The organism is Bacillus sp. AR13-1, from assembly GCF_008042285.1.
In the GTDB taxonomy this organism is placed as follows: domain Bacteria; phylum Bacillota; class Bacilli; order Bacillales; family Bacillaceae_G; genus Bacillus_A; species Bacillus_A mycoides.
The window spans coordinates 1-26,708 of record NZ_QNUA01000047.1 but is presented as its reverse complement, the minus strand read 5'-3'; the positions used below and the strand labels follow the sequence as shown (position 1 = coordinate 26,708).

20 protein-coding genes and 3 pseudogenes are annotated in these 26,708 nt (G+C 32.7%); 17 read left to right on the top strand and 6 right to left on the bottom strand.

The window, feature by feature from the left end:
• Positions 1-34: 34 nt before the first annotated feature.
• Both DN408_RS27965 and DN408_RS27960 read right to left on the bottom strand, forming a co-directional pair.
• Positions 35-1,604 (bottom strand): annotated as a pseudogene (locus DN408_RS27965) (M3 family oligoendopeptidase).
• A 17-nt stretch (positions 1,605-1,621) separates the two neighbouring features.
• Positions 1,622-2,560: a DMT family transporter gene (locus tag DN408_RS27960; RefSeq protein ID WP_078179127.1), complete on the bottom strand. Its 939-nt coding sequence runs from the start codon at positions 2,558-2,560 to the stop codon at positions 1,622-1,624.
• A 124-nt stretch (positions 2,561-2,684) separates the two neighbouring features.
• Here DN408_RS27960 and DN408_RS27955 point away from each other — a divergent pair, with 124 nt between their 5' ends.
• The 4 genes from DN408_RS27955 (at position 2,685) to DN408_RS27940 (ending at position 6,753) form a co-directional block, all read left to right on the top strand.
• The gene (locus DN408_RS27955; protein WP_050000478.1) at positions 2,685-4,055 is read left to right on the top strand and encodes an aminotransferase-like domain-containing protein; all 1,371 of its coding nucleotides are present in this window, start codon (positions 2,685-2,687) and stop codon (positions 4,053-4,055) included.
• A gap of 242 nt (positions 4,056-4,297) precedes the next feature.
• Positions 4,298-4,714 (top strand): VOC family protein, encoded by a 417-nt coding sequence (locus DN408_RS27950; protein WP_050000477.1) that lies wholly within the window; start codon positions 4,298-4,300, stop codon positions 4,712-4,714.
• Positions 4,715-4,970: 256 nt separating this feature from the next.
• On the top strand, positions 4,971-5,732 hold the full coding sequence (locus DN408_RS27945; RefSeq protein ID WP_078179128.1) for a glycosyltransferase: 762 nt from the start codon (positions 4,971-4,973) through the stop codon (positions 5,730-5,732).
• A 142-nt stretch (positions 5,733-5,874) separates the two neighbouring features.
• Positions 5,875-6,753: an SDR family oxidoreductase gene (locus DN408_RS27940; protein WP_002168316.1), complete on the top strand. Its 879-nt coding sequence runs from the start codon at positions 5,875-5,877 to the stop codon at positions 6,751-6,753.
• Positions 6,754-6,835: 82 nt separating this feature from the next.
• On the opposite strand, the gene DN408_RS27935 is transcribed toward DN408_RS27940, so the two are convergent.
• Positions 6,836-7,489 (bottom strand): CPBP family intramembrane glutamic endopeptidase, encoded by a 654-nt coding sequence (locus tag DN408_RS27935; protein ID WP_033729412.1) that lies wholly within the window; start codon positions 7,487-7,489, stop codon positions 6,836-6,838.
• A gap of 397 nt (positions 7,490-7,886) precedes the next feature.
• Here DN408_RS27935 and DN408_RS27930 point away from each other — a divergent pair, with 397 nt between their 5' ends.
• Positions 7,887-8,090: a hypothetical protein gene (locus DN408_RS27930; protein WP_000290880.1), complete on the top strand. Its 204-nt coding sequence runs from the start codon at positions 7,887-7,889 to the stop codon at positions 8,088-8,090.
• 35 nt (positions 8,091-8,125) lie between these two features.
• Here the strand turns inward: DN408_RS27930 and DN408_RS32265 are convergent.
• A pseudogene (locus DN408_RS32265) lies at positions 8,126-8,373 on the bottom strand (hypothetical protein).
• A gap of 127 nt (positions 8,374-8,500) precedes the next feature.
• Between DN408_RS32265 and DN408_RS27925 the strand changes: the two are divergent.
• The 4 genes and pseudogenes from DN408_RS27925 to DN408_RS27910 all read left to right on the top strand — a co-directional run bounded on the left by DN408_RS27925 (position 8,501) and on the right by DN408_RS27910 (position 10,597).
• Positions 8,501-8,773 (top strand): annotated as a pseudogene (locus DN408_RS27925) (hypothetical protein).
• Entirely contained in the window at positions 8,757-9,254 is a 498-nt protein-coding gene (locus DN408_RS27920) for a DUF421 domain-containing protein (protein WP_002085380.1), read from the top strand. Before DN408_RS27925 ends, DN408_RS27920 begins: the two are co-directional and overlap by 17 nt.
• A gap of 228 nt (positions 9,255-9,482) precedes the next feature.
• Positions 9,483-10,016 carry a TetR/AcrR family transcriptional regulator gene (locus tag DN408_RS27915; protein ID WP_002013313.1) on the top strand — a complete coding sequence of 178 codons (534 nt, stop codon included), beginning with the start codon at positions 9,483-9,485 and terminating at the stop codon, positions 10,014-10,016.
• A 158-nt stretch (positions 10,017-10,174) separates the two neighbouring features.
• Complete coding sequence (locus DN408_RS27910; RefSeq protein WP_002136501.1) at positions 10,175-10,597, top strand: DUF3995 domain-containing protein; 423 nt, start codon at positions 10,175-10,177, stop codon at positions 10,595-10,597.
• A 340-nt stretch (positions 10,598-10,937) separates the two neighbouring features.
• On the opposite strand, the gene pdxR is transcribed toward DN408_RS27910, so the two are convergent.
• Positions 10,938-12,377, bottom strand: a complete 1,440-nt coding sequence (gene pdxR / locus DN408_RS27905) for a MocR-like pyridoxine biosynthesis transcription factor PdxR (protein WP_016127035.1) — start codon at positions 12,375-12,377, stop codon at positions 10,938-10,940.
• A 148-nt stretch (positions 12,378-12,525) separates the two neighbouring features.
• Here pdxR and DN408_RS27900 point away from each other — a divergent pair, with 148 nt between their 5' ends.
• The 4 genes from DN408_RS27900 to DN408_RS27885 all read left to right on the top strand — a co-directional run bounded on the left by DN408_RS27900 (position 12,526) and on the right by DN408_RS27885 (position 15,907).
• On the top strand, positions 12,526-13,443 hold the full coding sequence (locus tag DN408_RS27900; RefSeq protein WP_016101934.1) for a DMT family transporter: 918 nt from the start codon (positions 12,526-12,528) through the stop codon (positions 13,441-13,443).
• Positions 13,444-13,660: 217 nt separating this feature from the next.
• A complete protein-coding gene (locus DN408_RS27895) occupies positions 13,661-14,824 on the top strand; it encodes an FAD-dependent oxidoreductase (RefSeq protein ID WP_078179049.1) in 1,164 nt (387 codons plus the stop codon).
• Between the two features lie 24 nt (positions 14,825-14,848).
• Entirely contained in the window at positions 14,849-15,514 is a 666-nt protein-coding gene (locus tag DN408_RS27890) for a TetR/AcrR family transcriptional regulator (protein WP_078179050.1), read from the top strand.
• A 162-nt stretch (positions 15,515-15,676) separates the two neighbouring features.
• Positions 15,677-15,907, top strand: a complete 231-nt coding sequence (locus DN408_RS27885; RefSeq protein ID WP_016101932.1) for a hypothetical protein — start codon at positions 15,677-15,679, stop codon at positions 15,905-15,907.
• Between the two features lie 98 nt (positions 15,908-16,005).
• On the opposite strand, the gene secY is transcribed toward DN408_RS27885, so the two are convergent.
• Positions 16,006-17,310: a preprotein translocase subunit SecY gene (secY, locus tag DN408_RS27880; protein WP_002069884.1), complete on the bottom strand. Its 1,305-nt coding sequence runs from the start codon at positions 17,308-17,310 to the stop codon at positions 16,006-16,008.
• Between the two features lie 536 nt (positions 17,311-17,846).
• On the opposite strand from secY, the gene DN408_RS27875 reads away from it, so the two are divergent.
• From DN408_RS27875 to pulA, 4 genes are all read left to right on the top strand, one after another.
• Positions 17,847-18,362, top strand: a complete 516-nt coding sequence (locus DN408_RS27875) for a DinB family protein (protein WP_078179238.1) — start codon at positions 17,847-17,849, stop codon at positions 18,360-18,362.
• Positions 18,363-18,918: 556 nt separating this feature from the next.
• Positions 18,919-20,865, top strand: coding sequence for a bifunctional metallophosphatase/5'-nucleotidase (locus DN408_RS27870; RefSeq protein WP_002032306.1), 1,947 nt, complete (start codon positions 18,919-18,921; stop codon positions 20,863-20,865).
• A gap of 686 nt (positions 20,866-21,551) precedes the next feature.
• On the top strand, positions 21,552-23,255 hold the full coding sequence (locus tag DN408_RS27865; RefSeq protein WP_016127039.1) for a M4 family metallopeptidase: 1,704 nt from the start codon (positions 21,552-21,554) through the stop codon (positions 23,253-23,255).
• Positions 23,256-23,770: 515 nt separating this feature from the next.
• On the top strand, positions 23,771-26,341 hold the full coding sequence (gene pulA / locus DN408_RS27860) for a type I pullulanase (protein ID WP_147740468.1): 2,571 nt from the start codon (positions 23,771-23,773) through the stop codon (positions 26,339-26,341).
• Positions 26,342-26,708: the final 367 nt, after the last annotated feature.

Genomic DNA, 26,708 nt, shown 5'->3' with positions numbered 1-26,708 from the left:
AAATGCACCTATAAGGACAGATGCATTTTTTTATTTATATTTGTTTAAGTAATTCCAATTCCTCTTCTACAAATGCCATTAATTCTTTTATTGTCTCACTAGAAAAATCAAAACGAATTCCAGCTGCTTCATATACCTCTGGTAAGGATTCAGAGCTACCTAGAGATAATGCTTTTTTGTAATTTTGTAGTGCTTGTTTAGGATTCTCCTTGTATTGTTTATACATTTGCAATGCACCAAGTTGCGCGATTGCATATTCAATATAATAGAAGGGTATTTCGAATATGTGTAGTACAGGTAACCAGCCAGTTGCTATCCAGTTTTCATAACCTTCAATATTTACCACATTCGATTGGTAAGTGTTATGTAATTCTAAATATTTTTCATTTCTTTCTTTAGCAGTATGATTTGGATTTTCATACATCCGAAAACAATTCCATTGTCATGCTGGCTAGCTCAGCTGATTCTGAAGGGATTTCTAAATATTTTTGTAGCTTTAGCTGCTTCATACATTCATTATGAATACTATGGCCCATTTCATGGAGGAAAGTAGTAACATCATAATGTGTATGATTGAGATTCATAAAAATAAAAGATAATTGAGAAGCAGGTAAGTGTTCGCAAAATCCTCCAGGTGCTTTTCCTTTACGACTTTCTAAATCTAAGCAATCATTTTTATGCATACGGCTCAATAATGCAGAAAATTCTGGGTCTAGTTTTTGTAAAATATGAGAACTTTTTTCGATTAAATCACTCTCGTCTTCAATGGGTTTTAATACTTTTTGATTTGGTGCGGCTGCTTTTAGATCCCACGGACGAAGTGTATCTACTTGAAGTTCAGCTTTTTTCTCATTAAATATATTATCAATAAGTGGCACAACGTATTTACGAACGGATTCTGCAAGTTCATAGCAATCATCAGCCGTATAATCAAAACGTTCATATTTTTTAAACATATAATCACAATAATTATCTAATTGAATGTTTTTTGCCTTTTGGTGACGGATTGCAATTAATTCATTTAAAATATGTTGTAAATTATTTTCAACAGATAAGAATTTTTCAGAAATGAGCATTTTTGCTTTTTTTCGTATATCACGATTCGGATTTTGTAAGTAAGACTGTAGTTCAGTAATTGTTTTTTCTTCGCCATCCCATAGTGCAGTCAAACTGCCTGTAATTTCGAAGTACTCGGTTACTAATTTGTCTTCTTTTACTTCTAAATCAATGTTCTTTTCACAAAATAATGTTTGCGCATTTTTTATTTTTTTATCTAGTAAGCTATAAGTTTTTGGATCAAGTTGCATTCGAAATGGTGACTCTAAATATTTATTATCAAAGGAATTTTGATAACGTTTCAAAAGAGGCCTTACATATTGTTGATCATATTCAAACGTATCTTTTATTTCTTTGTTATCTGTATTACATTGAAAGTCAATATAGTGTGATCTCAATTGTTCTTCGATTTCCCATATTAATTTCGACTGTATTTTCAGCCAATTTTCTAAATCTTCTCCTGAAGAAATGGGTTTACTTAATAAAGTAGATAATTCGTTCTCTAGCTCATGTATATTACGGATATCGATCGTATTAGAGTTCTGCATTATTTACCCCTCACTTTTTATTTACTCAAGGAGGTATTCTTCTTTTTCGCTATGATTCCTTTTTTCCCTAGAAAATTTGTGCCTATTACTCCAAGAACAATCATAAGTGTACCGACAATATGATAGTAGGCAATTTGCTCGTGTAAGAATACAACGCCTGCGATAATGGTAATAAGTGTAGATAAGTTGCTAAAAACACTTATTTTGGCTGCTTCAATATAAGATAATGAATAGTTTAATAATAATGCTGTCAGTAAGGAAGATAGTAATCCTAAATATAAAATGGAGATAAGGAATGTTCCATTCGTAAATGGCTTAAAGTATACAGTTATTGTACCTTTGTTCATATGGTCAATGATTGCGATGAAATTAAAACTAATAAAACCGATTGCTGTCATTGTGTATGTTAAATCCATCAGCTTGAATTTCTTTGTCATGTTTCGAGCTAATACATTGTAGCAAGCAGATGATAATGCCGATAATAAAATGAGAATAACACCGATAAAGCTCGTTTTATGAGCCCCTATACCATTCATAACAAATATATAAATGACACCTATTACAGAAATACATACTGATGTTTTTTGCCATGTATTCGTATATTCTTTTAAAAAATAGGAAGCTAGTATCATCGTAAATATAGGGATCGCTGCTTGTATAATTCCAGCTTCAGATGAACTTGTATATACTAAGCCAAATGCTTGGAAAGCAAAGAACAATGCTGGATAAAATATTGCGAGTGGTAAAAGTGTAAGTATGTTTTTAAATGATATATTTAACTTTACAAAACCGAAAATAACCGGAATGGTTGCTGCTATGAAGGCAACTGTAAAACGGTGAGCCAGAGTATCAAGAGGACTCGTAATGGTTAGTGCTAGTTTCACAAACATAAATGAAAACCCAATAATAAATGAATAGAGTAATGCTGATATATATGCTTTTGTTGTATTTGTCATAATTCCACCTCATAGTAGTTGATTTCTTACTGGCCAGTATACGTACATAGTAATCCTTCTGATCTAGTGCTACAATGTGAACAAATACAAACTGTACCGGTACAAAAAAATAGGAGGTGTAATGATGTATAAATATTTACATGTTTTGAACGACTTAGAAAGTATGATTCAAAATGGTGAGATAAAAGAAGGAAAGAAATTACCATCTATACGGTCGCTTGTTACACAATATGAATGTAATAAGGCGACTGTAATACGAGCGCTGCATGAATTGGAAAAGCGTCATATTATTTATTCTGTACCTCAAAGTGGATACTATGTTGTTAAGAAATCTGGAAGTTACGTAGAAAGTAACGAGATTATTGATTTCGCTTCTTCGGCCCCAGATCCAGATGTTTTTCCATACTTAGATTTTCAGCATTGCATTAATAAAGCGATTGATACCTATAAGAATGATTTGTTTATATACGGAACACCGAAAGGGTTACCATCTTTAATTTCGGTTGTGCAAAAACAGTTAGCAAACTATCAAGTTTTCACAAAGGAAGATAATATATTTATAACGTCAGGTGTGCAGCAGGCGCTTGCTATATTAACTTCAATACCATTTCCGAATGAAAACGAAATGATACTAATTGAGCAGCCAAGTTATCATTTATATATTGAATATGTAGAAATAAATAAGATCTCTGTGATCGGAATAAAGCGTACACATGAAGGGATAGATTTAAATGAACTAGAGAAGATATTCCGAACAGAAAAAATTAAATTCTTTTATACAATACCAAGGTTTCACCATCCACTTGGAACTTCGTATTCTAAAAAAGAGAGAGAAAAGATTATTCAACTTGCGAAGAAATATAATGTATTTATAGTGGAAGACGACTATTTAGCAGATTTAGAAACTGATTCAAAAGTAGATCCGTTTTACAGCCAAGATAATTGTAATCATGTTATATATTTAAAAAGTTATTCGAAGATCATCTTTCCAGGTTTACGAGTCGGTGTTGCAGTCATCCCACAATCTATTGCAGATGCCTTTTATAAGTATAAGAAGATATTAGATATCGATAGTCCTATGATTTCGCAAGCTGCTTTAGAAATTTACATAAAGAGCGGAATGTTTGATCGGCATAAACATAAAATAAAAGCAACTTACTACAATAGGTCAAAAAAACTAGCGGAAGTAGTAGAAGATGTTCAAAATGAAAACCCACGTTTGTTTACTTATAGATCTGTAGATTCAATTGGAATACACACGTGTTTACAGTTGAAAAGAAACATAGTTACGGATACACTTATTAAAAATTTAAGCAAGAGTCAACTAAGCATAGATTCTATTAATAAAAATTATTTAAGTAACTTTCATAAAGAGAGATTGTTAAAGTTAAATGTATCTAATGTAAAAGAAGAAAAGATTGAAGAAGGGATTGGCAAAGTAATTGAGGAAATAAAACGAATGAACCGTGTGGATTTTCAGTTTAAAAAAGAATAATGCTTATGAGGGGGCTTGCTTTGAATAGAATAGCCTTGTTTGTATGTACCGCTCTGGTTGAGTCACAATAATAATGTTTAATTACAAAAAAATCGTTCCATTCATGATATACCATTAAAAGGTCGTTTTCTTGAATAAAAATAAGAGAATGGGGTATTTGTAAGTAAATTAAAGGTAGTTCAGAAGATGTTATATCGTTTAGTAGGAGGAAGTATTACTCAACATTATGGAGGGAATCGATTATGAGCGATACACAAACATTACGAGGACTAACTACAGTTAGTTTTTGGACAGATGATCTAGCAGCTGCAAAAAAGTGGTACGCTGAGCTATTAGGAAGCGAACCATACTTTGAACGCCCAGGATATGCCGAATTTCGCATTGAAGACTACCAATATGAGCTAGGTTTAATCGATAGCCGTTATGCGCCAGTTGGTACAGTGACCGGTCCAGCTGGTGCTATCGTGTATTGGCATGTTGATGATGTAACAGCAACTTTCAATAAGCTGATGTCTATGGGAGCGAAAGAGTATGAGGCACCTACAGAGCGCGGCGTGGGATTCATCACCGCTTCCGTAGTTGATCCCTTCGGAAACATATTAGGCATTATGTACAATCAGCACTATTTAGATGTGCTGATTTCGAACAAAAAAGCGTGAACATCGCTGTTGCACTACAAGGTATAGGGTGCAATGCTAATCAAATTTAATTCATATTATTTTACCCCTTTCTTAAAAACAGAACGGGGTTATGCTTGTTTTAGGTTCGTAAACGTAAAGTAAATCCAAGATATATAATAAAAAATACTCGAGAGTAAGCTCTTAAATAACAGTCTACCTTCAGTTTCTATAATACAACCTAATAACTATTAATATATATAGTAGATATTTACTTTATAAAATAAGGGGGAATATTATGACTGAAACAAACGAATTTTCAGGAGTAAATTTAAAAAAAGATGTGAAGTTTTCTATTATAATCCCTGCACACAATGAAGAAAAGTACATTAAAAAATGTTTGGATTCAATTGCAAAGGCATCAGAGGCATATAAAGATCAAACTGAAGTCATAGTTGTTTTAAATCGCTGCACAGATAACACAGAAGAAATAGCAAAGTCTTATAACTGTATTACATTAAAAAATAACGATAAAAACTTATCCAAAATCCGAAATGCAGGGGCCAAAATAACTAGTGGAGAAATAATCATTACTATAGATGCTGATACCCAAATGACAGAGTTTATGTTGTCTAATGTAGACAAATATTTAGCTTCAGGTAAATACATTGGTGGTGGGGTAACTGGGAAGTTTGAAAGGATGTCTTTAGGAATATTCGTTTCCGCAATGTTAATAATAATCCCCTTACTTTTTAAGTATGGAGCTATATCTGTAGGGATTTTTTGGTGCTATAGAAAAGACTTTATGGCAATCAACGGATTTAATGAAAACATGCTTATGGCCGAAGATGCAGATTTCGCTAAACGATTAAAAGAATGGGGAAAGCAAAATAATAAGAAATTCGGTACAATTAAAAATGGAATGATAACTTCATGCAGAAGATTTGATAAATATGGAGACTGGGCTTTACTTAAAAATCCAAAAGTAATCTTAGCTTATCTAAAAGGAAAGGATAAAAAATACGCAGATAAAACATATTATGATAACCAAGAAAGGTAACTGTGAAGATTCCTAAACAAATCACCCTCAAATGAACTGGTGAATCAAGATAAATAACTGCAAGTTGAGTTTGTGGTAAATTTACTTTAAAATGTATTACTCTAACTAATTAAACTTGATCATAGCAACTAAGGAGAATCACATGAAACCATTACAAGGTAAAATAGCAGTTGTAGCCGGGGCAACAAGAGGTGCTGGAAGAGGTATTGCGATGATGCTTGGTGAAGCCGGTGCAACTGTATATGTAACAGGAAGAAGTACAAAAGGGAATTTATCCTGTATGGGAAGAACTGAAACGATTGAAGAAACGGCAGAGCTTGTTACAAAGCAAGGCGGAAAAGGAATCGCAGTTCGTGTTGATCATACGGTAGAAGAAGATATTAAAGCATTATTTACAAAGATTCAAGACGAACAAAATGGACAGCTTGATATTTTAGTAAACGATGTTTGGGGCGGCGATCCTTTAACAGAATGGGAGAAACCTTTCTGGGAACACAACCTACATAACGGACTACTTATGCAACAAAGAGCTGTTCATTCTCATATAATGACAAGCCATTACGGTGTACCATTAATGGTGAAAAATAAAATGGGACTTGTTATTGAAATTACAGATGGAGTCGATTATCAATATCGAGGTAATTTGTACTATAGTTTAGCAAAAGTCTCAACAATTCATTTAGCAGAAGCTATGGCGAAAGATTTAGAACAACACAATATTACAGCTGTCGCAGTTAGTCCAGGATTCCTTCGTTCAGAAGCGATGTTAGATATATTTGGTGTAACAGAGGAGAATTGGCGAGAAGGAGCTAAACAAGACCCTCATTTTATCGCATCAGAAACTCCTTTCTTTGTTGGAAGAGCAGTAGCAGCTTTAGCAAGTGATCCAAATGTTCATGAAAAAACGGGACGAGCGTTAAGTTCATGGGAATTAGGAAGAGAGTATGGATTTACAGATATGGATGGAAGACGCCCAGATTGGGGGAAATATTTTGAGGAGAATGTTTTGAATCAAAATTAATGTTTTTAGAGCACTCAATAGCTGAGTGCTCTTGTTTTTTATACAATACGCAAATAATAAAGTCCTTTTAAAAATAAAATGGTTATTTAAAAAGCATTGGTACAAATGAAATACAGTCAAAAATAAAGTGACAAATCCAACTTACCCAAATACTTTTTGAATTTTTCCATATATAATTTAGTGCTAATCTAATTGGGATTATAGTTATTAATAACTGCATTGGCACAAAACCATAAGCTGGAATATGCCACAAAGCGAACAACAAACTACATATTAATGATGCCGTGCCAAATTTTAATCCTAATTTTTGTAATGCGATAATTATATTAGTGCAAATCAACTCTTCACCCATTAACATAAAGGGTACACGGAATAAAATCATAGAAATACTTATTACTTCAGCAACGGAATTTTTAGTTGCAGGTTCAAAAATGTAACTGAATATTAAGTTGGAAGCCATACCTACGATAATTGTTAAAGGCAAACCCCAAAGTAATGTCTTGAAATTAAAATGTTTAAATTGCTCTAATGATATTTTTCCTAAAAAATAGTATCCTATAATTCCACATAATACAAGATTCCATAAAGCTTCAAAAATCATCCTCAATACTTCAGGTATATTATCTCCTAACACTGCGAAAAGTTGATATACAATCCCGGAAATAATTAATAATCCCAAAGCCAAAAGGGATTTCGAATCAATTTTCTTCTCTGTTTCTATAATCTTTGTTTCCACAACTACCCCTTCTTTCTTATTATTTCATTGATTACGAATATATAATAGCACATTGTTCTCCAAAATAATGGTAATTGAGACGATCATAATAATTTTATTTTTCCAAATCAGTAAGTCCAAGATTAGGAGATTCCTTGCAAGAATCATTTAGACCAAAACCTATTATTAATGTCGTGATTGAAATAAAGCAATTATTAAACAAAAATAATAATCGCCCATCAAATTTATGAGTAGGCGATTAATGTATTTCTAAGAACAAAATTAAACAACTTTATTATCTGTACACATATATCGCATAAAACATTTTTTAACTTCATTAAATATATAGGGAATCATTACCAAAAAATGATATCCTTAAAGTATAGTCTATATTTTGTATAGGAGGGTGATGGAGTCTATGGCGGTACGTATAGTCGATGATTTACAACAATTCTCTTTATTACTTATGTTTTTGAGTACATTAATATTTTACAGATACTTAAAGAAGATTAAACGAGAGAGAAAACTGACTTCTTTCGAATGGACAATGTATTTTGTCACTCAATTCGCGACTTCTATTTGGGCAATTACTTATTTTATTAAATTCTTGTCTGAATCGTAAGTTACATTAAACCATTTTAGTTTACTGGGTTATTGTTATCTATTAGGGATATAAATATAGTCCGTATCTAAATCTAAGTCAATGACGACATCGGTCTTAATGTCTTCTTGTAATGATTTTGGAATGTTTTCAAAATGATAACGTACACAAAATAAATTTATAAGCTCCTCATTAGATAACTCTTCATTTTTTACGTTAAAATACATTTTTTTAACTTACTGATAGAACAGTTATGACCAATAACATACTCATTAATTCCATATCCATCAAATTCAATTATCATGTTATCACTATTGGTTGCTAGCCAACATTATAGCTTTAATTTTAGATGAATCTTTCATATTGATTATTGTACATAGCTTATATATGTCTCGTCTCAATTATGATATTCAAAATAAGAAGAAACACATATGGAAATTTTTGTGGCAGGTGCAACAGCACGTTCTTTAATACCAATGCTAATAAAAGAAGGTCATACTGTGTATGCAATGATTCGTAACGAATCACAAGTAGAAGCAATGAAGAAAGTTGATGCTTTACCATTACTAGCTGGGAGAGAGGTGCTTCAAAGAATAAGGCACGTAAAGTGAATGGATACTTTAAAATATCATAAAAATCCTTTAATGGGAATACTAGTAACATTCACTATTAAAGGATTGGGCTGTAATGAATATACTTTTTGAAAGCATTATTTTAATCCTCACTGGAATCATTGTTTTAAAATTGACAGGTAGTAAATCTGTTAGCCAAATGACGAGAGCTGAAATTATTATTGTGGTTTCTATAGGACGTATTATTGTAGAACCTATTTTAAGTAGGAAAGTAGGCCCATCTATTTTTGCTGCGTTTATTTTTGCGGGTGTTTTACTTATTATTCATTTTTTTGAATTGAAATCGCGAAAAGTAGAAAAGTTTCTAAATGGAAATAGCATTATTGTTATAGAAAACGGAGAAATCTTAAAAAAGAATTTATTACGCGCGAAAATGTCAGAACAACAATTATTTATGCATCTGAGAGAAAAAGGTATACATGAAATCAAGAATTTACAACAAGCAACTGTAGAAACGAATGGACGGATTGGGTATCAACTAACTACTAAGGCACAACCAGTTACTTTGGAAATGCTAGAAAAGCTTCTAGAGCAATGCAATCTGAAAAAATAGTTTTAGACTGTACATAAAGGCACTTTTCACAAACGTGTAAAAGTCCCTTCAGTAATCCTGAAGGGACTTTCGTGTTATCTAATTTACCGAGGGTGATGACGATCAATATTACGATTAACAACAACATTACAGTTCATAAAAATAAACAGAATGAATAATTGACAAAAAATGAGAATAGTAGTAATCTAACGTAAAACATACGCTACCGTATTTTATTGGGGAGATAATATGCAATTAACGAGAGAAGACTGGATAAAAGTAGGATTACAACAATTAGCTAATGAAGGTATACATAAAGTTCGCATTGAAGCACTTGCTCGATTGCTAAAAATAAGCAAAGGAAGCTTCTATCACTATTTTCGTGACCATCAAGAGCTTTTAGATTCTATGCTCGACTTTTGGGAAGTACATGCAACAAAGCTGATTGTTCAAAGTATGGAGCAACAGGATGCCTCTTTAGAACAGCTATTACAGATTAGTTTTAATCGAGATAAAAAAATTGAGAATGGTATTTATGCTTGGGCTAAATACGATCCTGTTGTGGCAACACGTTTAGTAGATATAGAAGAACAAAGAATTTCTTGTGTTGCAAAATTGTATCAAAAAATGGGCGTAGACGAAACTGAATCAATTGATCGAGCGAGACTTGCCTATTTAACGTATGTAGGATGGATGACAAGGTTTGAAGCAAATCTTAATTTTGATATTGATAAAATGGTTGAGCTTTTAACTTCTTTCAGCGGATGTCCAAACATCCACTGAAAAAAGTAAAGCTTCCGGACGCAATTATGCTGAGGCATAATTGATTATTCGATAATAAATGTCCCTAATATGGTTATAAAACCTGAAGGGACAAAATTTTCACTATAACATACGTTAGTGTATGTTATCTTTGAAGTTACGAAATTGGGGGCGAATAAATGAAATTACTATTAATAGTAGTAGCTGTGGGGCTTCTGTGGTTTATCAGTTTTTTGCATATTTATTGGGCTTTTGGAGGTCGATGGGGTTCTGCTGCTGTTATCCCAGTAAAAGAGGGAGAACATAAGCCTGCTTTTACTCCGAGAATATGGGGAACATTATTCGTAGCCATTCTTATTCTATTAGCTAGTGTCATTATTGTTGTTCAAGTAGGTTATTTGCAGGGGTTCGAAGCAAATAGTTTATCTAAAATCGGAAGTATTGTCTGTGCTTTAGTTTTCATTGTTAGGGCAATTGGTGATTTTAAGTTTGTTGGATTTTTCAAAAAAATTAAGCATTCTCAGTTTGCTAGATATGACACTTGGTTCTATAGTCCATTATGTTTATTCTTTGGTTTTGTCTATATCATGTTGTTGTTTTAATAAGTATAATGAATTCCCTATAAAATAAATTTTATGCAGGAAGAAAACACCTCTTATTGAACAAGTAGTAATAAAAAGAAGTTTGAACATAGCAATAGAGCAATACAGGTTCTGTTGACAGCGAAGTCCGCTATGATTAGTCATTTGTGTTTAAAAAGAGGATAGATAGGGCGAATTTATTCAAGCTCTTCTATCCTTTTAATTTTTATACATATAATGTATGACATTAGATAAGAATTCACTATTAATAATAGGTTCAGCTTATATCTTGACTTTTAATAAAATTTTAAAGTGTTGGTTTTTTATTGTGTGAATAAGAGGTTAGTTGTTGTTTTGGAGTTTAAATCATTGATTTAAACTTGGCAATTGTATCATGTAATCTTTCTAATCCAATCAACATATCTTTTTCATTTAACATTGAATAACTAATTCGCAAATGATTATATTGAGTTTCATGGTTTATCAGACAAGCTGTGCCGGGTAAAAAAGAAACATCAACTTCATTCGCTTTTTGTAATAATGTAAAAGGATCGATTGACTGAGGGAGTGTAACCCATAAGTTAAATCCTCCATTAGGTATTTCGAATTCTAATTCTTTTAATGGAGATAATATATCAATTGTTAAATCGCGTCTAATTTGTAAAGCAGTCCGTAATTTTTCTAAATGATTTTTCATTCGTTCCGCTCGTAAAAAAGGAAGTAGTGCTTTTTGTGTCAATAAGGGACTACCAATATCCATCGAAGCCTTCACGGCGTATAACCATTCAAAGATAGGACCTTCAGCTGCAAGTGCCGCGATGCGAAGACCTGGTGCTAACGTTTTACTAAACCCTTTTAAATATATAACATGACCATTTGTATCAAAGCTTTTTATTGGAGGGGGAATTTTAAAATCCTCAAAATATATCTCTCCGAAAGAATCATCCTCTAAAATGAAAAATTGATAAAGCTCTGCTAGTTCTACAAGTTCCATTCTTCTTTCTTTACTCATTACTGTGCCCGTTGGATTCTGAAAAGTAGGATTCACATATAACAAAACAGGATTCTTTCTTTGACAAATATCATCGATTAGATCTGAGCGAATGCCGTTGTTATCAAGACTAACAGGGATAATTTGAACTCCTTTATTAACAAATACATCAAGCGCCGCTCCATAACACGGACTTTCTACTAACACTATGTCTCCAGGCTTTAATAATGTTTGGGCGATTAAATCAATTCCTTGCTGGGCACCACTTGTAATTAATAATTGAGATGGATCTGTAACTACTTGTTGGTGTTCTTTTAAGTAGTTTGTTATTTCCACTCTAAGTTCTTTGTCACCTTGAACAGGTCCGTATGTTGCCAGTATCATTTGATCCTTATTAAGTAATTTGTGCATTTCATCTGAAAGAAACGGATTTGGTAATAAACGTGGATAAAGGACAGCCTGTGAAAAATCAAAATATTTACGATGTTGGTTCATTACATATTGAGAACGCATAACATTAATGGATTTCGTTTGTTGCCATTGATATGGAATTGGTTTGAAATCTTTGTTCACACGTTTATGTATATAGGCACCTTTTCCTTGTTCAATTCGTATATAACTTTTCGTTTCTAACTGTTTATAAGCTTTACGAACAGTTAATAAACTAATTTGCAAATCATCGGCCATAGAACGTAAAGAAGGGAGGTAATCGCCATGCGAAAGCATCCCGCTTTGAATTCTCTCAACAATTTGCATATATATTTGTTGGTAATATGGTATGTTGGATTCTTTACGTAGTACTATCTTCATAGAATCACCTGTTTTTCTTTTTAATTTAATTAAAGCGAAAAATAGTCTGACAATCAACTATATTTTTATTCAACTGTTATATGCTCGGATACACTGTTATACACCATATCCTCTATACTCATTTCAAGAGTAAAAAGGAGGAAGGAAAATGGTCATTTTAAATTATATTTTAGTATGTATTATTTTTGGAACGACATTTTTAACGATAAAAATTGGAATAGAAGCGGGGGCACCACCATTATTTTCAGCTGGAATTCGTTTCTTTTTGGCGGGCCTTATTCTCATTATTATTTTTAAATTAAAGCGAAAGGATATTATGCCTTACTTATTATCGAAACGTATTATATATGCTGGTTTTTGTTTAACATTTATGACATTCGCGACCCTTTACTGGGCTGAACAATATATTTCTTCTGGATTAGCTGCAGTTCTATCTGCAACAGCCCCAATGATGATTTTGCTATTACAATCAAGGCGAAACAAAACAAAACTGCAAAAAGAACAACTTGTTGCTTTAGTTATAGCACTTACAGGAGTTTTGTTTATATCTTTACCTGGCATGCATCAAGAACTTACTTTCATATGGAGTATTGCATGCCTTGTTATATTAGTAGGAGAGTTGTTTTATGGAATAGGTTCGATTCGTTCTAAAGAGATACTTTCAGATTTACCTAACGTATCACCATTTCTCATTAACGGCATTCAAATGTTTTATGGAGGAGTTTTGCTATTAATTGTATCTGTTGTAATGGAACAGCCGAATTTAGCTGTATTAACATCTTGGAATGTACAATGGCCAATTTTATATCTTATATTTGTAGGATCTATCGGTGGACACGGTTTATATTACTGGCTTTTATCAAAAACAAATCCAGTATTTCCATCGACGTGGTTATATGTATCCCCGTTAATTGCTGTTATTGTAGGTTATTTTGTATTAGGAGAACCATTAAATCCTGCAATGGGAATTGGTGCTTGTTTAATCTTGATTGGTGTATTTTTAGCAAATCGTTCTACGCTGGGCGTTTATTTTAAGCAAGGGAAGTTATTGAAGAAAGAAATGTAAATAATACAAATGGAATCATTGGACTATTAAGTTAATAAAAGTTTATTACTTTATCAACTTAAAAAGCATGTTACTACTGACTTGTAACATGCTTTTTATTTTTACACATTAAGTTTAACATAATTTGCTTAGTAATTAACGAACGATGTACTTTACGAACAGTGTACGTTATGTTATAAATAAAACAAGTAATTCAATAAAATATAAGGTGTGATAAATGATGGAAAGAAAAAATAAAGGAGAAAAACGTATTGCAATTATAGGTGCTGGACCAGGAGGTTTAACATTAGCTCGTATATTACAGAAACATGGTTTAAAATGTGTCGTATATGAAAGAGAAACATCACCATGGATTCGGCAACAAGGAGGTTCATTAGATATTCATCATGATTCCGGACAAGAGGCGCTTAAAGAAGCAGGATTGTTAGAACAATTTAATGAACTTGCTAGATATGAGGGAGAAGATTTTCGTTTATGTGATAAGAACGGGAAAATATATTTAGATGAAGTAGCGGATCCTAATTGCGGAGATCGTCCAGAAATTGATCGAGGCACTTTACGTGAGTTACTTTTAAATTCTGTTGATCCGCAATGTATACATTGGGGCTATAACTTAACAAAAGCCATTCCTGTAGAAAATGGTATACATGAACTTCATTTTGAAAATGGACATGTAGACACTGTTGATTTAGTGGTAGCAGCAGATGGTGCCTTCTCTCGAATTCGTCCACTTGTCACAAATTCTATACCGCAATATACTGGTATTAGCATGGTAGAATTGAATTTGAAAAATGTAACGAAAAATCATCCTCAGATGGCGAAATTTAATCGACGTGGCAAAGTATTTGCGCTTGCGGAGCATAAAGGAATTCTTGCGCAATTAAATGGAGATGACAGTATTCGCGTGTATTTAAGTTTTAGAACAGATAAAAAATGGCTTGATAATTGTGGAATTCCATTTAAAAATTTAGAAGAAGCAAAACATCAACTTCTACAATATTTCGAAGACTGGGATGAAACACTTAAAAATTATATTAGATGTGCAGATGGTGCGATTTTTCCTAGACGAATTTATATGTTGCCTGTTGGACTAACTTGGAAAAGTAATCCTGGTGTTACTTTAATTGGTGATGCTGCACATTTAATGTCTCCATTTGCTGGAGAAGGTGTGAATCTAGCGATGCGTGATGCGGCAGAACTTGCATTATCTATTGTAAAACATGATAATTTGAACGAGGCAATTGAAAATTACGAAGAAAAAATGTACGATTATTCTTCTCAATCCGCTGAAGTGTCAAATGATAATCTTGAGATTTGTTTCTCGGAGGATGCTACTATGAAAATGTATAATCTTATGAATCAACTTCATGAGCAACAATAAAAATATATTTACTAAAGGAGAACTATGGAAGAGCAAACGAATACAATTACTAGTCGTCGTTCACGACCAGCAAAAGAACCGTTAAGTAAGGAAATCATTGTTAAGACTGCTTATGACCTATTAGAGTCTGAAGGTATTTCTGGCCTTAGTATGCGTAAAATTGCAAAAGTATTAGATACAGGTCCGTCTTCTTTATATGTATACGTAAAAAATGCTGATGAATTAAGAGCGTATGTATTAGATTATGGTCTAGGGAAAATTGAAATAACAGATGAGAAAAATGAACCATGGAAAAAAGAACTATTTACACTTGTATATTCATATTTTCGAATTTTATTCGACTCTTCTGGAATGGCAGAATTAGCTTTAATGACAATTCCAATTGGGCCAAATTCTTTAGCCCTTACTGAACAGATTTTGTGTCAATTACATGAAGGTGGAGTTAATGCAAGAGCATCAGCATGGGGAGTAGATATTTTACTGTTATATGCTGCTTCGGTCGCATATGAACAAACAGCTCGCAAAGAAAAAGGTACCACTCTTGACCCAATTCGTGCTTCGTATGAGGCTTTAGATACAGCAAGGTATCCAATGATTGTAAGTCTAAAAGAAAATATGTTATCTGGTGGAGAAGAACGATTCCGCTGGGGATTAGAAGTTGTTTTGCAAGGTATTTTACATACGCAATAATATAATTAGTTTAAAACAGAGAGCTAGTTGAGCGGCACTCTGTTTTTTTTGAAAGAAAAATATGATACCTGTTTCTACAAACTACATTGTTAATGAATTTCAAAATCTCTTTTTATACGATAGTAATAGACAACTTACACAATATAACCAGAAGTTAAAGGATTGGTTGGAATCCCTATATATCAAAGGATAGATTTATTTTTAGGTGAAATTGATTATTTAGAAGCTAAAGTTTTTGGAATAAAAGGTGACAAAAGAATTGTTAGAAAGCAAGTAATAACATTAAAAGATTTTGTACCAGACTATTTAATTATAGATAAATTCATGCTGAGACTTTTTATAACCACCGAGGGATATATTGAAGGTGAGAGAAAGGAGCTACTTTTATGGTAATTAAAATAAAGATAAAAATATGAAGCGAGAAAATGAGGGTTTTATTTTTATAGAATAAAAAACACACTAGGTCTTTATATCCTAGTGTGTTTTTGTAATTAATTCACTTTTTTTATAAAACCTTTATAATGACGCTTCACAAGTTGACTTTCTAACGTCTTCATCGTTTCTAATGCAACACCTACGATGATTAGTAAACTTGTACCACCGATTTGAGCAGATGGTGGTAATGTAGCGATTTTTGTAAATACAAGTGGTAATATTGAAATTGCTCCTAAGAAAATCGCACCGATAAATGTTAAACGGTATAAAATTTTTGTTACATACTGTTCTGTAGATTTACCTGGGCGAATACCCGGGACATATCCGTTTTGCTTTTTCAAATTCTCAGCCATTTGTTCAGGATTTACTTGAATAAACGCGTAGAAATATGTGAAGGCAACGATAAGACCCACATATAGTGTCATTCCAAATGGATGTGCAAAATCAAGATTCGCAATTATCCATTTAGATACGCTTGAATCAGGGAAGAGCTGCGCAATTGTACGCGGCGTCATTAAAAAGGCTGAAGCAAAGATAACAGGAATTACACCTGCACTATTTACTTTAAGAGGTAAATGAGTATTTTTTGCTCCTTGATATTGATTGTTTCCTGAAACAGCTTTTGCATATTGAATCGGTATTTTTCGAACAGCTTGTTGAATGTAAATAACACCAACAACTATCGCTAAAATTACGAGTCCAATTAAAACCATTTTTATTATGTGCATAAATAACTGATCGCCTGCGTTTTGGAATTGTTGCAAATAAATTTGATTAGCGACATTCGGAATCGCCGCAACAAGTCCTGCGAAGATAATCATTGAGATTCCATTACCAACGCCATTAGCGGTAATTTGTTCACCTAACCAAAGTAAAAATGCAGTACCAGCAGTTAAAACTGTCGCAATAAATAAGTATGTAGTCCAGCTTTGATCTGTAATTAATTGTCCACCTGCTATATTATTAAAACCATAAGACATCCCAATGGATTGTATGAATGCGAGAATGATTGTAAAGTAGCGAGTAAATTGAGCTGATTTCTTACGGCCCATTTCTCCTTGCTTTGCCCATTCTGTAAATTTAGGTACAACGTCCATTTGTAGTAATTGTACAATGATAGAAGCTGTAATATATGGTGTGATACCTACAGCAAAGATTGAGAAGTGTTGCAGTGCTCCTCCGCCAAATACGTTCAGCATGCCTAAAACGTTGGCTTGATCTTGTACTTTTAATACCTCTGCGTTAGTATGAGGAACTGGAATAAACGTGCCAATTCGAAAAACAATTAGCATCGCTAGTGTAAAAAGAATTTTGTTTCTTATCTCAGCTACTCTCATGAAATTTGAAATCGTACGAAACATTATGTCGCCTCCTATATTTTTATCAGTTCAAAACTGATTATTATATCCCGATGAAGTAACCACAAACCTCCTTCCGCATTAAATTCATTTGACAAATGGAATTTTATACATTTTGTAGTTTTCACGGATATAAAAATATAAGGTGTTATACAAGCGATTTATTAACTTTTCGTAATCATTCAATACCCATAATATAACTAATAAATTAACAAATGTACATACATAAGCATTAAAAATGAATGAATAGGTTGATTTTTTACATATATTTAATGCTAGATTGATAATTAGGAACGTTTTATGTAGTTATATTGAAAGGATTCCGTTGAAAGTATTATGATGTAGCTGTAGCGCATAATAACCTCAAGGAAATCTTCAAGGATGTTGAGAGAACTCATACATTTCAGCATGAATTAGAGAACCTACTAAAGAAAGAAAAGATTGGATTGGAATAATAGTGAAGGAAAATCTTTTTTCCATAGAGAATATTTCTAGCGTAGGAATTTAAGTATGTAGGTTCTAGCGAAAGGAGAATTCATATGAATACATTTGTAAATGACACGTTTTATGAAACTAGAAATCAATTATTTGAGGAAATTACTTTGTTAAGTGATGCTCAATTTAATAGGAAACCAGATAAGGATAAATGGAGTATAGCAAAAGTTTGTCATCACTTAGTTTTATTAGATGAGAGAGTTATAACAGTTATTTCATCGGGATTAAAAAAGATGGATAGTATCTTAAATGAGCGTAAAGAAATTCACACTATTTTATTAGATAGATCGATAAAATTTATAGCCCCAGAAATGATTGAACCAAGTATAGAACCATTTGAAGTGCAGCAAATGGTTGATTTGTTAAACGACTCTAGAAAAGAATTGATGCGTTTCCTGAGTACAATAGAAGATGAATCTATATTAGCGAAAAAATCAGTGACGCATCCAGCTCTTGGAGAATTACTTCTTGATCAGTGGATAGAACTGATCTATTTGCATGAACAGCGTCATATAGAACAAATTAAAGAGATAAAATTGCTTTGTGGAGTTGAAAAGTAAAAATCATTATCTATTTATTGAGCGATTTGGGATAGCATCAAGGGTTCGAGTGATAAAATACAAGTCCTGATTAAAATTATGATGAATTTAGTTGAAAGCAACCAATAAGCAGAAAAAAATACGAAACTAGCAGATTTTACTCCTGAAGAGGAAACGAACATTTGAAAAAAATCTGAATCCGATTTGCTGTATAAGTGTAACCCCGTCTTAAATGAAGAGCGGGGTTATTATTTTTGGAAGTGATCTCAGTATTTTCATATAGAAGGAAAAAATTAGAAATAAAATCCGAAAATGAGTTGCATGTCCAAAATTTTGAAAGTACATATACATCTACCGTTGGTTTAGCGCCCTTCACACGTTGGAGGAAGAAGTATTTTATTAGAAAATGATAAAATACTATTCTGTTAGGGGATATATGCATTTTATTCTCTATATTTTCACAGCAAAACCAACTACAAAATTATCTTTTATAGTTGAATTTCTCTGAATAATAAGTTACATTTTTAAAGTTCAAGCAACTTTATGACAGTACAAAAAGGGGAGAAATATTGTTATTATGCAAAAAATGAAATGGAAGAACTATGTATGCAATTTTATTATTCTTATGCTTCTTGTAACAGCAGTAACAGTCAAACCAGCTATTTCTAAGGCTGAGGAATCTAATGTTAATATTACATTGTTAGGTACTGCAGATATTCATGGTAGATTTATGCCTTGGGATTATGCGCTTGATGGAGCAAATATGAGTGGAAGTTTGACGCAGCTTTATACGGTTATAAAGAAGGTACGTCAAGAAAATCCAAATACCATATTAGTAGATGCCGGGGATACAATTCAAGGAAACTCAGTAGAATTATTCAACGATAAGCCACAATCGCCAATGATGGTAGCAATGAATACAATGGGATATGACGCCTGGGCATTTGGAAATCATGAATTCAACTTTGGATTAGATACATTGAAAAAAGTTAGTGAGCAATACAAGGGAAAGACGTTAGCAGGAAATATTTATAAGGAAAATGGAGAGCGTTTTCTTCCTGCATATACGATTGTTGAAAAAGGTGGAATTAAAGTCGGGATTATTGGTATGAATACACCAATGATTAGTGATTTTGAAAAAGGGACAGATCATTTGGATGGTTTAGTAGTGAAAAATCCAGTAGAAGAGACAAAAAAGGCTATTAAAGAATTAGAAGATAAAGTAGATGTAATGGTAGGGGTTATGCATATGGGACTAGAAAATGAGAATGGAATCCCAGGTACTGGTGTTCAAGATATTGCGAATGCTTGTCCGGAACTAAGCGCTATTTTTGCGGCTCATATGCATAAACTTGTAAAAAAAGAAGTTGTAAATGGCGTAATTATTACAGAACCAGATAAATACGGAACGCATATTTCACGTATTGACCTTACTTTTACAAAGCAAGATGGGAAGCTTGTTTTAAAAGATAAAACAGCTACCGCTATACCTGTAAAAAATGCTGATGGAACTACAGTATTATCTGATTCTACACTTGAAGAAACACTAACACCTTTTCATGAGTATGCGAGAGGAGATGCAAATGTTGTAGTCGCCCAATTAAAGGGTAGAAACCTTGTTCCTGAAAATGAAATAAAGGGTATTCCAAGTGTGCAGATTCAAGAGACACCTTTATCAGATTTCTTTCATGAAGTCATGCTCCATTACAGTAAGGCGGATGTAGTAGCCCATCAAATTGATAATGATTATGCCCGTTTGGATATAGGTCCTATAAAGAAGAAAGATATTGCTTATAATTATCAATATGCTTTGGGAGAAATTACAGTATATAAGATAACTGGAAAAGATTTGAAAGACTATATGGAATGGGCAGCAGGATATTTTAACTCATCTCGTGCCGGAGATGTAACAGTTAGCTTTGATAAAAATCGTCGTGCGTCTAAATACAGTACGAACGATTTCTTTGGAGGCGTAAAATACGAAATTGACTTAACAAAACCATATGGTAGTAGAATTACAAATTTACGCTCTATTCGTACAAATAAACCAATCAAAATGAGCGATGTTATGACGCTAGGAATGAATGCGTATAGAATGGAGGCTCTTCAGGCAAAAGGGGGAGCTTTAGAGGGACGTAAATTTGAACAAACTTGGTCATCTAAACAAGAGAATGCATTCGGAGAAACAGGTGGAACCATTCGTAACCTTGCTATTACATATTTAAAAGAGGTAAAGAACGGTGTATACACGCCAAAAGTTATGCATAATTGGAAAATTACTGGTGTAGATACACATTCTTCAGAGCATAAGGCTGTAGTTGATCTTGTAAATAAAGGGATTTTAGAAATCCCAAAAACAGAAGATGGAAAATATACAAATATAGCATCTATAAATACTAAAGATTCAATTACAAAAGAAGAGATTGTAGCACTCTCACAAAAAGCTAATATTAATCCAAATCAGTTTAATCATGTAAAAAGAAAAGGTGAATTTTACAAAAAACTTAGTAGGATAATTAAATAAATATAAAAAAGATGGCTCTCGTGCAAAAAACTATTAAACTTGGACATACCATTATCCTAAAAAAGTTTGTGATCGGTATGGAAATATAGAGAATCATCGGTAAAAAATCCCCTGAATCGCTTTAAAAATTTAGGGGATTTTTCATTTGAATAATTATTGTTTCATTTCTCACTATGTATATTTATAATATGCTTTAAAAGAACATACCTTAAGTTAATAACATGCAATAGATATGTCCTTTTCTATATTTAAATGGGGAGACAAAAATATCTTTGAAAGATATTTTTGACAAGATAAAAAAGCCTGAAACTCATATAAGACTTCAGCAGTCTCAAAACGTTACAATCCATGCAGCTATAGACATAAATAACAAAATTATATTGAAAAATCTAACTTGTATATGCGTTGCCTCACTAAAGTATTTATCTACTATTCTTAAAATAGTAAAGAGTGGTTTTTTATGTTGTTAATAAGATATAAGTGTACTTTGATTAGAATGAATATAGATAATTAACGACTAACCAATTGGATGAGCACCTAAAAGGGCTCATTTTTTATTTTATCGACCACATATATGTAATTTTGCATAATATTACATAAATTTTGTATTTTCTCTTTTTTTCGACATAAATAGACAGTATACTTTGTACAAGCTTTCTATTTCAAAAATTATACGAGGTGAAAAAATGAAAAACACAAAGACATTAACTAAAGTAGCATTAACAACAGGATTAGCTTTAACAGCTGTGGCACCATACGGAATAGGTCATGCAGAGGAAACAGATCAACTTCAAGTTCAAATTCAGGAGGACTCATTCCGTTCAGGTGAACTTACACAACCGTCACAAAAAACACCAGAGAATGTAGTAAAAGATGCTCTTAAGGAGAAAGCTGAACAAGCTCTTTCTCCAAATCAAGTCAATGGAGAAACAGGAGTAGATTATAAAGTTCTTCAAAAACGTGGTTCGTATGATGGAACAACACTTGTGCGTATGCAGCAAACATACGAAGGAAAAGAAGTATATGGCCATCAATTAACTGCACACGTAGATAATAACGGTGTTATTAAAAGTGTTTCAGGCGATAGCGCGCAAAATTTAAAACAAGAAGAATTGAAAAAGCCTATTAATCTATCAAAAGATGAAGCGAAACAATATATTTATACGAAATACGGGAACGATATCAAGTTTATTTCTGAGCCAGAAGTTAAGGAAGTTATTTTTGTTGATGAAAATAATGGACAAGCTAGCAATGCATATCAAGTTACATTTGAAGCGGCAACACCAAACTATGTTTCTGGAACTTATTTAGTAAATGCACAAAATGGTGATATGTTAAAAAATATGGTACAAGAATCTAACTTAAAAGCAAGTGAAAAACTAGTTGGAGCTTTAAAGGAAAGTAAAAAAAGTAGTCTTACATCATTAACTGGAACAGGAAAAGATGATTTAGGTATATCTCGTTCATTTGGTATTTCTAAACAAAGTAATGGTAAATATGCACTTGCTGATTATACAAGAGGGCAAGGAATTGAAACATATGATGTGAATTACAGAGATATTACTAAAGAAGAAAGCTATTATCCTGGTACACTAGCAACCAGCACTTCAACAACATTTAACGATCCAAAAGCAGTAAGTGCTCATTATTTAGCAACAAAGGTATTTGATTTTTATAAAGATAAATATAAGCGTAATAGTTTTGATAATAAGGGACAAAAGGTAGTTTCAGTTGTACATGCTTGGGATTCTGAAGATACGAACGATCCGAAAAATTGGCAAAATGCATTAAGTGCTAATAATGGAAGTATGCTTGTATATGGCGATCCTATTGTCAAGGCATATGACGTAGCTGGACATGAATTTACACATGCTGTTACTTCTAGCGAATCTAATCTTGAATATTACGGTGAACCTGGTGCGATTAATGAAGCGCTATCTGATATTATGGGAACATCTATTGAGAAATACGTAAATAATGGAAGCTTTAACTGGACAATGGGAGAACAAACTGGATCTGTTTTCCGTGATATGGAAAACCCAGCTTCTGTTCCATCTTCACTTGGAGTACCTTATCCAGATGATTACAGTGAATTTAACGATTTTAATGGATGGGATCAAGGCGGCGTTCATTTTAATTCAAGTATTATTAATAAAGTTGCGTATCTCATTGCAAAAGGTGGAACTCATAACGGAGTAACTGTTAAAGGAATTGGTGAAGATAAAATGTTTGATATTTTCTATTATGCAAATACAGATGAATTAAACATGACATCTAATTTCAAAGAATTGAAATCAGCATGTATTCGAGTGGCAACTAATAAATATGGGGCGAATACAGCTGAAGTTCAAGCAGTGCAAAAAGCATTTGATGCAGCAAAAATTAAGTAAGTTAGAAATATAGTTTTCATTCATATATTAATACATTATGAAAATCAGCTAATGTCATTTTAAGGATATAGCTGATTTTTTACGTAGCAATGTATTAGTGAAAATAAAATTACTAAGCAATAATCAGGCATCTATCTTCAATAAGTTACGACAAATATATAAGATTTCAAGGATATAAAAACAGAAAATTAATAATATATTGACCTTTTAATAGTAAGTGCTATAAAATGAAAGCGATAACAAACGATTGCTTTAAAATGATTTCCCTGATCTTTTAGTATTTACAAATATAAGAAGGAATAAACAAATCTATTTTTTTGAGTTTTAATGCAAACGTTTTCGTAAGGGTTGTTTCCATCTTATATTTGATTTTCGTATAAAAGATCATTGAAATACATACGTAAAAATAGCCAATATGGAGGTGAAGTAAAAGAGATTCCTAGATTAATTTAAACCGTGTTTCGTAGTATGAGCATAATAAATTGTTCGTAATATTTAAAGAAAGGGTGTATGGGGTGCAAATTACAAAAAAATTAATTAACAAATCGTTTTTATTACTTACCATAATCGTTATGTTATCATCTGTTTTCTCTTTTCAGAGTGTGAAGGCAGTTTCAAATTCGAAAACAACTGAAGTTATCATTCATTACAAAGAGAAATCTGGAAATACAAAAGACTGGAATCTTTGGGTATGGGGAGAAAATGCAAACGGTAAATCTTATGAATTTACTGGTGAAGATGAATTTGGAAAATACGCTAAGATAAAAATAGGTGGTGACTATAATCGTGTAGGGTTTATAGTTCGTACCAATGAATGGGAAAAAGATGGAGGTGATCACTGGGTTGAAAATATAAGGGATGGTCGTGCTGAAGTATGGATCCTTTCGGGTGATGAAAAAGTATATGATTCTAAGCCTTCTTCGGATCTCTCAATTCAAAAAGCTACTATTGATAGTTTTAATGAAATTACTGTAACGACTAATGTTCCGTTTAATAGTAAGGAACAGAAAATTGAAATTGAAGGCGTTAAAATTAAGGGAATTAGTCCTTATGATAAAAATAGTGGAGATATTACTAATAAGGTTAAAATAATTACGGAACAGAAAATTGATTTAAAACAAACATACAAAGTTAAAATAGCAAACTTAGCTGATGCGAATACTGAAATCGGTAAAGTCATTCGTAGCGAGGAATTTGATAATTTATTTTATTATGGTGGTAATGATTTAGGGAATATATATACTCCGCAACATACAAAGTTCCGTTTATGGGCTCCTACTGCGAGTGAAGCGAAGTTAGTTACATATAAAAAATGGAGCGATAAAATAGGTACTGAAATAAACATGAAACAAGGTGAAAAGGGAACTTGGAAAGCAGAACTTAAAGGGAACCAAAAAGGTCTCTTTTATACGTATAAGGTGAAAATTGGGGATAAGTGGACTGAAGCGGTTGATCCGTATGTGCGTGCTGCTTCTGTAAATGGAGATAAAGGTGCAGTTGTTGATTTAGAAGAAACAAATCCGAAAAAATGGAAAGCAAACAAAAAACCGAAATTTAAAAATCCGGAAGATGCTATTATTTATGAATTGCATGTACGCGATCTTTCCATCCAACCTGAAAGTGGTATTAAGCAAAAAGGAAAATATTTAGGTGTAACAGAAAAAGGAACAAAAGGGCCTGAAGGTGTAAAAACAGGACTTGATCATATGAAAGATCTTGGTGTTACTCACGTTCAGTTTTTACCGATATTTGATTATGCTTCAGTAAATGAAGAGAATTTAAATGAACCACAATATAACTGGGGATATGACCCGGAAAATTTCAACGTCCCAGAGGGCTCCTATTCTACAAATCCTTTTGAGCCAACTGTTCGAATAACTGAATTAAAGCAAATGATTCAAACATTGCATGATAATAATCTTCGTGTTGTGATGGACGTAGTATATAACCATATGTATAATGCCGCTGAATCAAATTTTCATAAGTTAGTTCCAGGTTACTATTATCGTTACAATGAAGACGGAACATTAGCAAATGGAACTGGAGTAGGGAATGATACCGCTTCAGAACGAAAGATGATGAGAAAATTTATGGTAGATTCCGTCACATACTGGGCAAAAGAATACAATTTAGATGGGTTCCGTTTTGATTTAATGGGTATTCATGATTATGAAACGATGAATGAGATACGTAAAGCTGTTAATCAAATTGATCCTTCTATTATTCTGCATGGAGAAGGCTGGGATTTAAATACACCTCTTGCAGCTGAATTGAAAGCAAATCAAAAAAATGCGGAGAAAATGAAAGGGATTGCTCATTTTAACGATAATATTCGTGATGGATTGAAAGGTAGTGTATTTGAGGAGAAAGAAAATGGTTTTGTAAATGGAAAGCAAAACATGGAAGACCGTATTAAAAAAGGCATTACAGCCGGTATTGACTATGATACAAATTCGTCTACTTATCAAGATCCGGAGCAGGTGCTAACTTATGTGGAAGCACATGACAATCATACTTTATGGGATAAACTTGAGTTGACTAATTCAGGTGACAGTGAAGAAATGCGAAAACAAATGCATAAATTATCTTCTTCTATTTTATTAACATCACAAGGTATTCCATTCTTACATGCAGGACAAGAGTTTATGCGCACAAAATATGGTGATCATAATAGTTACAAATCTCCTGATTCTATTAACCAGATGGATTGGTTACGCCGTGCAGCATTTAATAATGAAGTAGAGTATATGAAGGGCTTAATAGATTTACGAAAAAAATACCCAGCTTTTCGTATGACTTCTGCAGAGCAAATTAAAAAGTATGTAGCTTTTATCGATGTTCCCAAAAATGTTGTAGCTTATACAATAGATGGAAAGGGAAGTGGGAATAAAAGCGAATACTTTATGGTGGCTCACAATGCAAATAGGGAAGCCGTTGACATAACACTTCCATCGAAAGGTCCATGGAAAGTGCTAGTAAACGAGAATCAGGCGGGAAGTAAAACACTTTACGTTGTCCATGACAATAAAATTAAAGTTCCTGCATTAAGTTCACTAGTTTTAAAAACAGAGAAACCGAATAAATAAAAGCAAATAATGTGAAAGTATATACTGAATTGAGCAAATTGAATAGGGATTACAAATGAAAAAAGCGAAGTGAAGGTTGTTTTCACTTCGCTTTTAAAGTTAATGTAGTATAATTTCACATACTGTAATTATATTACAATTTAATAACGGAAATAGACAAGAGATTATTGCTATTGTAACAGTAGGGGAGGAGGTACCTTTGTATTTATTTATAAAATTATCTGAAATACATTCTTAATTTATATAATTTTTAATATACATTCGAACATCTAACGAGCTAGATGTTCGAGTTATATTAATTCCTACAAATCGTTCGAAAAATAACAAAGGCGTAAAAGTATATGGAATTAAAATAGAGAAAAGACAC